Annotated in this window: 11 protein-coding genes and 2 pseudogenes; all 13 read right to left on the minus strand. The window is 71.5% G+C overall.

Annotated features, from left to right (window positions below; genetic code table 11):
* Positions 1-4: 4 nt before the first annotated feature.
* The 13 genes and pseudogenes from nuoK to E3Z34_RS13695 all read right to left on the minus strand — a co-directional run bounded on the left by nuoK (position 5) and on the right by E3Z34_RS13695 (position 13,447).
* Positions 5-304, minus strand: coding sequence for an NADH-quinone oxidoreductase subunit NuoK (nuoK, locus tag E3Z34_RS13635; RefSeq protein WP_134774042.1), 300 nt, complete (start codon positions 302-304; stop codon positions 5-7).
* The gene (locus E3Z34_RS13640; protein ID WP_134774911.1) at positions 304-1,170 is read right to left on the minus strand and encodes an NADH-quinone oxidoreductase subunit J; all 867 of its coding nucleotides are present in this window, start codon (positions 1,168-1,170) and stop codon (positions 304-306) included. Before E3Z34_RS13640 ends, nuoK begins: the two co-directional genes overlap by 1 nt.
* Before the next feature lie 20 nt (positions 1,171-1,190).
* Positions 1,191-1,764 (minus strand): annotated as a pseudogene (nuoI, locus tag E3Z34_RS13645) (NADH-quinone oxidoreductase subunit NuoI).
* Between the two features lie 109 nt (positions 1,765-1,873).
* Positions 1,874-3,294 (minus strand): annotated as a pseudogene (gene nuoH, locus E3Z34_RS13650) (NADH-quinone oxidoreductase subunit NuoH).
* Complete coding sequence (locus tag E3Z34_RS13655; protein WP_134774043.1) at positions 3,291-5,810, minus strand: NADH-quinone oxidoreductase subunit G; 2,520 nt, start codon at positions 5,808-5,810, stop codon at positions 3,291-3,293. The pseudogene nuoH and the gene E3Z34_RS13655 overlap by 4 nt, the downstream one beginning before the upstream one ends.
* On the minus strand, positions 5,807-7,120 hold the full coding sequence (nuoF, locus tag E3Z34_RS13660) for an NADH-quinone oxidoreductase subunit NuoF (RefSeq protein ID WP_134774044.1): 1,314 nt from the start codon (positions 7,118-7,120) through the stop codon (positions 5,807-5,809). The genes E3Z34_RS13655 and nuoF overlap by 4 nt, the downstream gene beginning before the upstream one ends.
* Positions 7,117-8,031: an NADH-quinone oxidoreductase subunit NuoE gene (gene nuoE, locus E3Z34_RS13665; RefSeq protein ID WP_134774912.1), complete on the minus strand. Its 915-nt coding sequence runs from the start codon at positions 8,029-8,031 to the stop codon at positions 7,117-7,119. The genes nuoF and nuoE overlap by 4 nt, the downstream gene beginning before the upstream one ends.
* 59 nt (positions 8,032-8,090) lie before the next feature.
* A complete protein-coding gene (locus E3Z34_RS13670; protein ID WP_134774045.1) occupies positions 8,091-9,464 on the minus strand; it encodes an NADH-quinone oxidoreductase subunit D in 1,374 nt (457 codons plus the stop codon).
* Entirely contained in the window at positions 9,464-10,288 is an 825-nt protein-coding gene (locus E3Z34_RS13675) for an NADH-quinone oxidoreductase subunit C (protein ID WP_420818956.1), read from the minus strand. Before E3Z34_RS13675 ends, E3Z34_RS13670 begins: the two co-directional genes overlap by 1 nt.
* Complete coding sequence (locus tag E3Z34_RS13680) at positions 10,285-10,839, minus strand: NADH-quinone oxidoreductase subunit B (protein ID WP_134774046.1); 555 nt, start codon at positions 10,837-10,839, stop codon at positions 10,285-10,287. Before E3Z34_RS13680 ends, E3Z34_RS13675 begins: the two co-directional genes overlap by 4 nt.
* A gap of 63 nt (positions 10,840-10,902) precedes the next feature.
* The gene (locus E3Z34_RS13685; protein ID WP_134774047.1) at positions 10,903-11,268 is read right to left on the minus strand and encodes an NADH-quinone oxidoreductase subunit A; all 366 of its coding nucleotides are present in this window, start codon (positions 11,266-11,268) and stop codon (positions 10,903-10,905) included.
* 91 nt (positions 11,269-11,359) lie between these two features.
* Entirely contained in the window at positions 11,360-12,655 is a 1,296-nt protein-coding gene (locus E3Z34_RS13690) for a geranylgeranyl reductase family protein (protein WP_134774048.1), read from the minus strand.
* Positions 12,656-12,784: 129 nt separating this feature from the next.
* Entirely contained in the window at positions 12,785-13,447 is a 663-nt protein-coding gene (locus E3Z34_RS13695; RefSeq protein WP_238695184.1) for an exonuclease domain-containing protein, read from the minus strand.
* Positions 13,448-13,505: the final 58 nt, after the last annotated feature.

A 13,505-nucleotide genomic window follows, 5' to 3' on the forward strand; every position in this document is an offset into this window, starting at 1 on the left:
CTCCTTACAGCTTCAGCAGGTTGGCGTCGTCGACCGAGGCCGAGCGACGCGCACGGAAGATGGACATGATGATGGCCAGCCCGACCACGACCTCGGCGGCGGCGACGACCATGACGAACAGGGCGTAGACCTGCCCGTCCACGCTGCCGTGCATGCGCGCGAAGGTGACCAGGGCCAGGTTGCTGGCGTTGAGCATGAGCTCGATGCCCATGAAGACCATGATGTTGTTGCGCCGGGTCAGCACCGTCATGGCACCGAGCGCGAAGAGCACCACCGAGAGGTAGACGTAGGCCTCCAGACCCATCAGCGGCTCTCCTCCTCGTGCGCAGCCGTGTCGTCCAGGTGCAGCCGCCGGCCCTCGTCGTCGGTGGTGGCCACCTGACCCTCGGGGAGGTCACCCGGGAGGATGTCGCCCGGGGGCTCGCCCGCGGCGGTGCCGGTGGTCAGCCGGTAGTCGGCGGGGTTGGTGACCTGACCGCGCGCGACGAGCACGCGCGGGACGGACTCCTCCACGGGCGTGCCGTCAGGCCGCAGACCGGGGGTGTCGGCCGCGTTGTGGCGGGCGTAGACACCAGGGTTGGGCTTCCCCGCGAGCCAGGTGCCGCGGCGCAGGGCCTCGGTCGACATCTCGCGCTGGCCGCGGCTCGGGGTGAGCCGCTCGCGGTGGGCCAGCACCATCGCCCCCATGACCGCGATGACCAGCAGGGCGCCGAGCACCTCGAAGGGCAGCACCTGGCGCTCGAAGATCTCGCGCGCCAGGGCGGTGACGGTGCCCTCGCTCTGCGCGCCGTCCTCCAGGGTGACGTCCGGGGTGGGCCAGCGGACGGACGTCAGCGCCATCACCGCGCCGACGATGAGCAGCAGCCCGAGCAGTGCGGCCCAGAGGCGCTGGCCGCGCAGGGTCTCCACCATCGAGTCCGAGGCGTCCACGCCGATGAGCATGACCACGAAGAGGAAGAGCATCATCACCGCGCCGGAGTAGACGAACACCTGGATGATGCCGACGAACTCCGCACGCTGTGCGATGTAGATGACGCCCAGGCTGACCATGACCATGGCCATGGCCATGGCGGCGTGGACCGCCTTGCGCGCGAAGAGGAGCCCCAGCGCACCGACCACGGCGATGGCGGCCATCACCCAGAACAGGGTGACCTCCATCCCGGTGATCATCTCGGGGGCGGGGGTTGGGTTCACCGCGGGACCTCCTGCTGCTCCGCCTGCTCGCGCTCGGCGACGTAGTCCTTCTGGGCCTGGGTGGCACCGGTGACCTGGCCGCGGTAGTAGTCGCGCTCCTCCATACCCTCCGCCATCGGGAACGGCGGGGGGCATGTCGGGACCGACGGGAGCCAGCAGCTGGTGCTTCTCGTAGATGAGGGGCTGGCGCGCGGTGTCGGCCATCTCGTACTCGTTGGTCATGGTGAGGGCGCGGGTCGGGCAGGCCTCGATGCACAGGCCGCAGAAGATGCAGCGCAGGTAGTTGATCTGGTAGACGCGGCCGTAGCGCTCACCGGGCGAGAAGCGGGCCCCGGGGATGTTGTCGGCACCCTCGACGTAGATGGCGTCGGCCGGGCAGGCCCAGGCGCACAGCTCGCACCCCACGCACTTCTCCAGCCCGTCGGGGTGACGGTTGAGCTGGTGCCGGCCGTGGAAGCGCTTGGCGGTGGGGCGCTTGACCTCGGGGTACTCCTGCGTGGGCACCTTGCGGAACATCGTCGCGAAGGTGACGCCGAAGCCGGCGACGGGGGCGAAGAACTGGCCCAGGATCCCGGGCTCCTTCTTGCCGCCGGTGGGGTCGACGGACGGCTGCGCCGGCGGGGGCGCGCTCGGACGCCGCTGCGGGCTGGTGCTGCCCTCCGGGGTCGGGTCGGTCTGGTCAGCCACGGCTCTCCTCCGGGTCGTCGGTGGTGGTCGTGCTCGCCGGGACGGCGCTGGCCTGCTCCAGCCGGCGGCCGGCGCCGGGCTCGACGAGCGTCTGGCCCGGCAGCGGGGGCACGGGGTAGCCCTCCGCGAAGGGGTCGACCTCGTCGGGGACGGCCTCGCGCTCCTCCCGCTCGGCCGCGCGCCGTTGCGCGCTGCGGTCCCAGGCGAAGATCCCCAGGAGCACCACCAGGCCGATGCCCAGCAGGGTGAGGACGAGGTCGAAGCGGCCGCCGCCGAAGAAGCCCTCCTGGGCGGCACGGATGAGGATGACAGCGACCACCCACACCAGCGACAGCGGGATCAGCAGCTTCCACCCAGGTGCATGAACTGGTCGTAACGCACCCGCGGCAGGGAGCCGCGGAGCCAGACGTAGAAGAAGATGAAGCCCCACATCTTCAGGGTGAACCACAGCAGACCCCACCAGCCCTCGGAGAGCATGCCGTCCCCGATGAGGTTGAGCGGCCACGGGGCGTGGTAGCCGCCGAGGAAGAGCGTGGTCGCCAGGGCCGAGACGGTGAACATGTTGACGTACTCGCCCAGGAAGAACATGCCGAACTTCATCGAGGAGTACTCGGTGTGGAAGCCACCACCGAGCTCACCCTCACCCTCGGCGAGGTCGAAGGGCAGCCGGTTTGTCTCCCCGACCAAACCCATGGTGATGAGGTAGACGACGAAGGAGAAGAACAGCGGCACGACATACCACATCGGGATGCCGAGCCAGGTCTGCTGCGCCTGCGCGGCCACGATCTGGCTGGTGGACATCGACCCCGAGAACAGGAAGACCGCGACCAGGGACAGCCCCATCGCGATCTCGTAGGAGATGACCTGGGCCGTGGAGCGGATGCCGCCGAGCAGGGGGTAGGTCGAGCCCGAGGACCAGCCGGCGAGCACGAACCCGTAGGCACCGACCCCGGCGACCGCCAGCACGAGCAGCACCGCGACGGGGGTGTCGGTGAGCTGCAGCGGGGTGGTGTGTCCGAACATGCGCACCTCCCCCGCCATCGGGATGATCGCGAAGGAGACGAACGCCAGCGACCCCACCATGAGCGGCGCCGCGATGAACATCAGCTTGTCCGCGGCCTTGGGGGTGACGTCCTCCTTGAAGAACAGCTTGATGCCGTCCGCGGCCGTCTGGAGCAGGCCCAGGGGGCCGAACCGGTTGGGGCCGGGACGCTGCTGCATCCGGCCGATCACGCGGCGCTCGAACCAGATGACGATGACCACGGAGAGCATGAGGTAGACGAAGACCAGCGCGGCCTTGATGAGCGACAACCACCAGGGGGTGTCGCTGAAGTCGGCGGCCGGGAAGTCGCTGCGCGAGCCCAGCTCGGCACCGGCCGCGAGGATCTGCGGGTATGCGGTCACGACGCTCATGCCTCACCTCGGGACTCGGAGTGGTCGGCGGCGGTCAGCCGGACCACCGCGCCGGCGTCGACCCCCAGGGTCGCCCGGACCGCGGAGCCGGCGGAGTTGGTCGGGATCCAGACGACCCGGTCGTGCATGGGCGTCAGGGTGACCGGCAGGGTGAGCGACCCGCGGTCGGTGGCGACCGTGACCGCACCGTGCTCGTCGATGCCCAGGGCCGCGGCGGTGCCGGCGGAGATCCGGGCCCGCGCCTGCGGGGCGGTGCCGGCCAGGAACGGCTCGCCGTCCTGCAGACGGCCGGCGTCCAGCAGGTGGTGCCAGGTCGCCAGGACCGCCTCGCCCTCGCCCGGCGAGGCCGGGCCGGCGGGCGGGGTCCGCGGGGCCGCGGGCCGGGCCACGGACGACTCGTCCAGACCGCTGAGCTCGTGACGCAGCGCGGCCACCGAGCCGGCACCGAGCACCACGCCCATGACCTCGGCCAGGCGGTCGAGGACGACGTGGTCCGGGCTCGCCTGCGAGGCGAGCGCCTGGTCGAAGGGACGCAGCCGCCCCTCCCACGTGGCGTAGGCGCCGGCCTTCTCCTGCTGCGGGGCGACCGGAAGGATCACGTCGGCGAACTCGTGCACGTCGCTCTCGCGGATCTCCAGCGAGACCACGAAGGCCCGGGCGAGGGCCTCGCGGGCCAGCTGCGGGTCCGGCAGGTCGTCGATCTCGACGCCGCCGACCACGAGCGCACCGATCTCGCCGCGGGCGGCCGCGGCCAGGATCTCGGAGGTGTCCCGCCCCGGCTGCACCGGGACCGCACCGCCGTCGATGCCCCAGCGCGCGGCGACCTCGTCGCGCGCCGAGGGGTCTCCCACCGGGCGTCCGCCGGGCAGCAGGTTGGGCAGAGCGCCGACCTCGACGGCACCGCGCTCCCCCGCCCGACGGGGCACCCAGGCCAGGGCCGCCCCCGTGGAGCGGGCCAGCTCGGCGGCCGCGGACAACGCCCCGGGCACGGTGGCCAGACGCTCGCCCACGAGGATGACCGAGCCGTCGCCGAGGGCGTCGGAGGCCGCGTGGTAGGGGTTGGCGTCGCCGATGGGCTCCACCGCCCCGTCGACCGGTCGGGCCGCAGCGCCGGCGCGGTGCTCGGCCAGCGCCTGCAGCACCTCCGCCTCGGTCCCGGGCGCCGACGCCAGGAGGGTGCCACCGAGCTTGGTCAGGCCGCGGGTCTCGAAGGGGGCCACGGCGTAGACCGCGGTCCTGCTGCGGCGCATCGCCTTGCGCAGCCGCAGGAAGACGATGGGGCTCTCCTCCTCCGGCTCCAGCCCCACGAGGAGCACCGAGGTGGCCTCCTCGAGCGTGGCGTAGCTGACGTCGTGGTTGCCGGCGACGACCGCGGCCAGGAAGTCGGCCTCCTCGGCGCTGTGCGGGCGGGCGCGGTGGTCGACGTCGTTGGTGCCGAGCGCCAGCCGGGCGAACTTGGCGTAGGCGTAGGCGTCCTCGACGGTGACGCGGCCGCCGGGCAGCACCCCGGCCCGGCCGCGGGCCTGGGCCAGGCCGCGGGCGGCGGCGGCGTAGGCGTCCCGCCAGGAGGCGACGGCATACTCCCCGTCCGCGCCGCGGACGACCGGGTCGTGCAGCCGGTCACCCAGGGTCGGGTAGGGGAAGGCCCAGCGGCCCTTGTCGCAGTTCCACTCCTCGTTGACCTCCGGGTCGTTGATCGCCATCCGGCGCAGGACGACACCGCGACGGTGGTCGGTGCGGATCGCGCAGCCCGAGGCGCAGTGCTCGCAGACGCTCTCGGTGGACACCAGGTCGAAGGGGCGGGAGCGGAACCGGTAGGCGGCGCCGGTCAGGGCCCCCACGGGGCAGATCTGGACGGTGTTGCCGGAGAAGTAGGACTCGAACGGCTTCTCCTCGTAGATGCCCACCTGCTGCAGGGCACCGCGCTCGATGAGGGCGATGAAGGGGTCACCGGCGACCTGGTCGGAGAAGCGGGTGCACCGGGCGCACAGGACACAGCGCTCGCGGTCCAGGAGGACCTGGGAGGAGATGTTGACCGGCTTGGGGAAGGTGCGCTTGACGTCGTCGAAGCGGGAGGTAGGCCGGCCGTCGGACATGGCCTGGTTCTGCAGCGGGCACTCCCCGCCCTTGTCGCAGACGGGGCAGTCCAGCGGGTGGTTGATGAGCAGCAGCTCCATGACGCCGTGCTGCGCCTTGTCGGCGACCGGGCTGGTGTGCTGGGTGTTGACGACCATGCCCGGGGTGGCCACGATCGTGCACGACGCCTGCGGCTTGGGCATCGGCTTGACGTTGCCCTCGCGGTCGGGGGTGGCGACGTCGACCAGGCACTGCCGGCAGGCCCCCACCGGGTCCAGGAGCGGGTGGTCGCAGAAGCGGGGGATGTGGATCCCGGCCTGCTCCGCCGCCCGGATCACCAGGGTCCCCTCCGGCACGGAGACGGGGACGTCGTCGATGGTCAGCTCGACCATCTTCACGTCCGTCGCGGTCTGCTCGGCCGCCTTGTCGGTGATGCTCATGCGGGCTGGCTCTCCTTCGAGAAGAGGGTGTTGCGCTCCGGCGGGAAGAGCTCGTGCCAGGGGGTGTGCATCCCGGCCTCGAACTCCTCGCGGAAGTACTGGATACCGGAGGTGATCGGGCTGGTCGCGCCGTCGCCCAGCGCGCAGAACGCGCGGCCGAGGATGTTGTCGCAGATGTCCAGCAGCTTCTCGACGTCGCCCTCCAGGCCCTGGCCCTTCTCCAGGCGGGTCATGATCTGCTTGAGCCAGAACGTGCCCTCACGGCAGGGCGTGCACTTGCCGCAGGACTCGTGGGCGTAGAAGTCGGTCCACCGGGACACTGCGCGCACCACGGAGACCGACTCGTCGAAGATCTGCAGGGCGCGGGTGCCGAGCATCGACCCCTCGCTGGCGACCGACTCGAAGTCGAGCGGGACGTCGAGGTGGGCGTCGGTGAAGATCGGCGTCGAGGACCCGCCGGGGGTCCAGAACTTGAGCTTCCTGCCCCCGCGGACGCCCCCGGCCATCTCGAGCAGCTCGCGCAGCGTGATGCCCAGCGGCGCCTCGTACTGCCCCGGGCGCTCCACGTGACCGGAGAGGCTGAACAGACCGAAGCCCGTGGACTTCTCGGTGCCCATGTCGGCGAACCAGTCGGCGCCGTGCAGCACGATGGGCGGCACCGAGGCGATGGACTCGACGTTGTTGACCACCGTGGGACGGGCGTAGAGCCCGGCCACCGCGGGGAACGGGGGCTTGAGCCGGGGCTGGCCGCGCCGCCCCTCGAGGGAGTCGAGCAGGGCCGTCTCCTCGCCGCAGATGTAGGCCCCGGCCCCCGCGTGCACGGTGATGTCCAGGTCGAAGCCGGTGCCGAGGATGTCCTTGCCGAGGTAGCCCTTCTCGTAGGCCTCCTCGACCGCGCGCATGAGCCGGCGGTAGACGTGGACGACCTCGCCGCGCAGGTAGATGAACGCGTGGGAGCAGCCGATGGCGTAGGAGGTGATGATCATCCCCTCGATGAGGAACTGCGGGGCCGCCATGAGCAGCGGGATGTCCTTGCAGGTGCCGGGCTCGGACTCGTCGGCGTTGACGACGAGGTAGCGGGGCCCACCGTCGGGCGGGGGCAGGAAGCCCCACTTCATCCCGGTCGGGAAGCCCGCGCCGCCGCGGCCGCGCAGGCCGGAGTCCTTGGTGGCCGCGACCAGGTCGGCGGGGTCGTCCTGCAGCGCCTTGCGCAGCGCCTGGTAGCCCTCGTGCTGCTCGTAGGTCTCCATGGACCAGGAGCGCTCGGCGTCCCAGAACGCCGACAGGATGGGGGTCAGCTGGGTGCTCATGTGTCCTTGCCCTCCTCGCTCGTCTGCGTGTCCGTGGCGTCCCCGGCGTCCGGGGGGCTGTCCTGCACCCCGGTCGCGGGCACGGGGCCCTCGGCGGTCGGCTTCTCGTCCGGCTCGTTGGCCGCCTCGTTCACCGACAGGTGGCGACCGGCGGCGAGCCCCTCCTGCTGAGCGGCCTCGCTGGCCTCGGCGGCTCCCGCGTCGCCACCCCGGGGGGCGGTCCAGCCCTTCTCCTTGGCCAGGACCGTGCCCCGCAGCGAGGCCTCCCCGGCGCCGACGCCCTCGTCCGCGAGGCCGTCGGGGAAGCCGGCCAGGACGCGGGAGACCTGCTTGAACGTGCAGACCCGGGAGGGCCCGCGGGTCGGGGTCACCGACTCGCCGCTGCGCAGCCGGTCGACGACCTCCTTGGTGGACTCCGGGGTCTGGTGGTCGAAGAACTCCCAGTTGACCATCACCACCGGGGCGAAGTCGCAGGCGGCGTTGCACTCGACCCGCTCGAGGGTGATCCGGCCGTCCTCGGTGGTCTCGTCGTGACCGATGCCGAGGTGCTCGCTGACCTCGTCGAAGATCTGGTCGCCGCCCATGATCGCGCAGAGGGTGTTGGTGCAGACGCCGACGGTGTACTCGCCGTTCGGGTGGCGCTTGTACTGGGTGTAGAAGGTGGCCACCCCGCTGACCTCGGCCGTGGTGAGGTCCAGCTCCTCGGCGCAGAACTGCACGCCGCGGCCGGTGACGTACCCGTCCACGGACTGGATGAGGTGCAGCATCGGCAGCAGGGCCGAACGCTTCTGCGGGTAGCGGGCGATGATGGCGGCCGCGTCCGTCCGCAGCTGCTCCAGCACCTGGTCGTCGTAGGGCTCGTCCGAGGCGTGCAACGGTGCCTGCGGGTGCAGCGGCGACTCCGCGAACATGTGGTCGGAGCGGGCGACGCCCCGCTGCTGCTCCTGGGTGCTCCGGGTGTGGTCGGTGCTCACCGGTCCACGCCTCCCATCACGGGGTCGATCGAGGCGACGGCGACGATGACGTCGGCGACGAGGCCGCCCTCGGCCAGCGCCGAGGCCGCCTGCAGGTTGTTGAAGCTGGGGTCACGGAAGTGCGCACGGTAGGGGCGGGTGCCGCCGTCGGACACCAGGTGGCAGCCCAGCTCGCCCTTCGGGGACTCCACCGTGGCGTAGGCCTGACCCGGCGGGACCCGGAACCCCTCGGTCACCAGCTTGAAGTGGTGGATGAGGGACTCCATGGACTCGCCCATGATCTCGCGGATGTGGTCCAGGCTGTTGCCCTGGCCGTCGGCCCCGACGGACAGCTGGGCGGGCCAGGCGATCTTGCGGTCGGCCACCATGACCGGCTCGCCCTGGCTGGCGCGCAGCCGGGCGATGGCCTGCTCGACGATGCGGATCGACTGCCAGATCTCCTCCAGCCGGATGACCGTGCGCGCGTAGGCGTCGTGGTCGCGGCGGGTGATGACGTCGAAGTCGTACGTCTCGTACCCGCAATACGGCTCGGCCTTGCGCAGGTCGTGCGGGAGGCCGGTGGAGCGCAGGATCGGGCCGGTGATGCCCAGGGCCATGCAGTGCGCCAGCGACAGGTAGCCGACGTCGACGGTGCGGCCCTTGTAGATGGGGTTCTCCAGCAGCAGGAGCTCCAGCTCGTGCACCCCGTCGCGCAGCCCGGGCAGCTCGGCCTCCAGCAGGTCCAGGTGCTCAGGGAGCACGTCCTGGGCCACGCCTCCCGGGCGGACAAAGGCGTTGTTCATCCGCAGGCCCGAGACGGCCTCGATGAAGCGCAGGGTCCGCTCGCGCTCGCGGAAGCCGATCGTCATGATCGTGGTCGCGCCGAGCTCCATGCCACCGGTGGCGAGGGCGATCAGGTGCGAGCCGATGCGGTTGAGCTCCATCATCAGGACGCGGATGTCGTTGACGCGCTGCGGGATCTGGTCGGTGATGCCCAGGAGCTTCTCAACGCTCAGGCAGTAGGCCGTCTCGTTGAAGATCGGCGTGAGGTAGTCCATCCGGGTGCAGAACGTGGTGCCCTGCACCCAGGTGCGGTACTCCATGTTCTTCTCGATGCCGGTGTGCAGGAAGCCGATGCCGGCGCGGGCCTCCCGGACCGTCTCGCCGTCCAGCTCGAGGACCAGCCGGAGCACGCCGTGCGTCGAGGGGTGCTGCGGGCCCATGTTGACCACGATGCGCTCGGCACCGATCGCCGCGGCCTCGGCCGCGACGTCGTCCCAGTCGCCGCCGCCCGCGGTGAGGACCGGCCCCTCGTCGGGGTCCGTGGTGGGGCCGCCCTCGGCGTAGTAGTCCGTGGTCGGGCCCTGGGTCTCGTCGTGCGTGGTGGCCATCAGGTGTAGCTCCTCCGCTGGTCGGGGGCGGGGATGGTGGCGCCCTTGTACTCCACCGGGATGCCGCCGAGCGGGTAGTCCTTGCGCTGCGGGTGACCGGGCCAGTCGTCCGGCATGAGGATGCGGGTCAGGCCGGGGTGGCCCTCGAAGTCGATCCCGAACATGTCGAAGACCTCGCGCTCGTGCCAGTCGGTCGCGGGGTAGACGGTGACGATCGAGGGGACGCGGGCGTCGGACTCGGGGGCGGTGACCTCGAACCGGACGCGACGCATGCCGTGGGTGATCGACAGGAAGTGGTAGACGGCGTGCAGCTCGGCGCCGGTCTGCTCGGGCCAGTGGACGCCCGAGACGCCGGTGCAGATCTCGAACCGCAGCCGCGCGTCGTCCCGCAGCGGGCGGACCAGCTCGAGCAGCTGGTCGCGGTGGACGTGGATGGTGAGCTCGCCGCGGTCGACGACGACCATCTCGACGCCGGCCGCGAAGGCCTCGGGGGCCGCGGCCTCCAGGGCGTCGACGACATCGTCGAAGTAGGAGCCGTAGGGGCGCTCGGCCTGGCCCGGGAAGAGCACGGGCGCCTCGAGCCCGCCGTAGCCAGAGGTGTCACCGCTGACCGATCCGCCGAACATGCCCTGCCGGTGCGCCATCCGCACCGGCTCGCCGGGCACGGCGCGTCGCACCGCTCCCGCGCCGCCCTGCACCCACGCCTGGGCCGTGTCGACGACCTGCTCGGGGGTCTGCGGGGGGTGGTTGGCCGGGTCGTGCGTGGTCTCCTGGGCCGGGGCGTTCTTGTCCGGCGTCTCCGGTCCGGTGGGAGTGGTCGTCACGCCAGCAGCCCCTTCATCTCGCGCGTCGGCACAGCCCGCATCGCCGCCTCCTCGGCGGCGCGCGCCGCGGCGACCCGGTCCACGCCGAACTTGAACTCGCGGATCTGCTTGTGCAGCTCCAGAAGGGCGTTGAGCAGCATCTCCGGTCGCGGCGGACACCCCGGGAGGTAGATGTCGACGGGGACGATGTGGTCCACGCCCTGGACGATCGCGTAGTTGTTGAACATGCCGCCGGAGCTGGCGCACACGCCCATGGAGACGACCCACTTCGGGTTCGGCATCTGGTCGTAGACCTGGCGCACGACGGGGGCCATCTTCTGGGAGACCCGGCCGGCGACGATCATCAGGTCGGCCTGGCGCGGGGTCGCGGCGAAGCGCTCCATGCCGAAGCGGGCGATGTCGTAGTCGGGCGTGCCGACGGCCATCATCTCGATGGCGCAGCAGGCCAGGCCGAAGGTCGCCGGCCACACGGAGTACTGGCGCAGCTGACCGACCAGCCCCTCGACGGTGCCCAGCATGATCCCGCCAGGAATCTTGTCCTCAAGACCCATTCTCAACACCCATCTGCGTGAAGGAGCGGTGCGCGTGCGCACCGCCTGACGTCATACCCGGGATCAGTCCCACTCGAGCCCACCCCGGCTCCACTCGTAGACGAACGGGACCGAGACCACCACGAGGAACAGGAGCATCGCCAGCACCGAGAAGAGCCCGACCTGGTCGAAGGCCACCGCGAAGGGGTAGAGGAAGAGGACCTCGACGTCGAAGACGATGAACAGCATGGCGGTCAGGTAGTACTTGACCGGGACCCGGCCGCCCTCGTGAGCCTGGGGCGTCGGCTGGATGCCGCACTCGTAGGCCTCGGCCTTGGCCCGGTTGTAGCTCACCCGGCCCAGCAGGCCACCGCCGAAGACGGACCCGAAGGCGAAGAGGAGACCGAAGAAGAGGAAGAAGACGACCGGAAGATACGGGTGGTAGTCCATCAGAGCCTGGACTCCTTTCGGGACTCGCTCGGCGTCGGGCACGCCTTGGTCAGGGTCGGACGCAGTGCAATCCTAAGCGCACGCGTGCCGATCATGCGGCAGGGGTCATCCGGCTCAGCGCGTTGATGACGTGGTCGTCGAGGCGGCCGCCCCGCTCCTGCGGGAGGTTGGCCATGATCTTGAGCAGCAGGCGCATGAGGGCCTTGCGGGGCAGGCCGTAGCGGACGGCCAGACGCATGATCTCGGGCTTGCCGATGAGGGTGGCGAACTGCTTGCCGAGCATGTAGTAGCCGCCCAGGGCGTCCTTCATCACCGCCGGGTAGGACTGGAGCACCGCCTCGCGCTCGCCCGGGGTGGCGCGGGCCAGCGCGGAGGCGATGACCTCGGCCGCGTGCCGGCCGGCCTCCATCGCCTCGGCGATGCCCTCCCCGTTGAAGGGGTTGACCATCCCGCCCGAGTCGCCGACCAGGAGCAGGCCGCGGTCGTAGAGGGGCTGCCGGTTGAAGCACATCGGCAGCGCGGCACCGCGGATCGGACCCAGCTGGGTCTCCTCGGAGAAGCCCCACTCCGGCGGCATGGTCGCGACCCAGCGCCGCATGACGTCGCGGGAGTCGAAGGTGCCGAACTCCTTCGCGGTGTCGAGGATGCCCAGCCCCACGTTGGCGGTGCCGTCCCCCAGGGGGAAGATCCAGCCGTAGCCGGGCATGAGCACGTCCTGCCCGCCGTCCTCGCCCCTGGCCCACAGCTCCAGCCAGGACTCGAGGTAGTCGTCGTCGTGCCGAGGGGTCGTGAAGTAGGTGCGGACCGCCACCCCCATCGGGCGGTCGTCCCGCTTGGGGCGGTCCATGGCGAGCGAGAGCCGGCTCGAGACGCCGTCCGCGGCCACGACGACCGGCGCGCGGAACTCGCGGGTCTCCCCCGTGGCGCGGCCCCGCTCGTCCATGACCTTGGCGGTGACGCCGCAGACATCACCCCGGCGGTCGAGGATCGGCTCGGAGACGTTGGTGCGCTCGTGCAGGCGTGCACCCCGCGACTGCGCGTGACGGGCCAGGACCTCGTCCAGGTCGGTCCGCCTGCGGACCAGGCCGTACCCGGGGAAGCTCGCGTTGCCGGGCCAGTCCAGCTCCATCCGGACACCACCGCCGAGGATCCGCAGACCCTTGGTCCGGTGCCAGCCGTCCTCCTCGCGGTGCGGCACCCCGAGGCTGATGAGCTCCCGGACCGCACGGGGCGTCAGCCCGTCCCCGCAGATCTTGTCGCGCGGGAAGGACCCCTTCTCCAGCAGCAGCACGTCCAGCCCGTGCTGCGCCAGGTAGGCGGCCGTCGCCGACCCGCCGGGGCCCGCCCCGACGACGATGACGTCTGCCGTCTCGACCTGCTCACTCACGTCTGCCAGCCTCGCTTGTGACGACTTTCACGAACTCGGCCGAGTCTAGTCGCGCCTCCGGAGTGCCCCTGCCAAGCCCCTCCTGGCAGGAATTACCGACCGGCGGCGTGGCCCAAATGCCGTGCCCGGTCAGCGCAGGCGGCGCTCCGCGAGGTCGCCCAGCGTCGGGGGGCGCCCCCAGAGCTCCTCCAGCTCGGCGCACTGGGCCAGGAAGAGCTCGGCGCAGGCCAGGGCGTCGGTCAGTGCCGAGTGCGCGCGGTAGCGGGGCAGGCCGCGCCGGCGGCGGCACGCGTCGAGCCGGACCCGCCCCTCCCGCAGCTCCTGCACCGGGGTCCGCAGGACGAGCCGCCGCTCGACCTCCATCGTGTCCACGACCTGCAGACCGACGGTGCCGCCGAGGACCTCGCGGGACGCCGCCGCCAGGAAGGTGGTCTCCACCTGGGCGAAGTGGGCGAGCAGCACCCGACGGTGCGGGTGGACCGGGGGTATGGCGGTGCCGGTGGACGTGCTCGGCGCCTCCGGCAGGAACGCGGCGAGGACCTGCGGGAGCACCTCCTCCACGGGTGCGGCGGTGGCGAGATCGTCGTCGGTGAGGCCGTGGAGCGTGGCGGACTGGCCGACGTCACCGCGGGGGCGGACCGGCAGGTGCCGCGCGCCGGCGAGCAGGATCTGGCGGCCGCGGACGGGCACCATCCCGATGGCGAGCATCTCGTGGCGGCGCGGGTCCAGACCGGTCGCCTCGAGGTCCATCGCCAGCAGCTCCACCTCGGCCAGGGGGGTGTCTGCAGGCACGGTGGGTGCTGCGGCCAGGTCGGCGAGGACCCCGGCCGGCGGCCGCGACGACCGCCTC

This window comes from Ornithinimicrobium flavum (assembly GCF_004526345.1).
Classification (GTDB): Bacteria; Actinomycetota; Actinomycetes; order Actinomycetales; family Dermatophilaceae; genus Ornithinicoccus; species Ornithinicoccus flavus.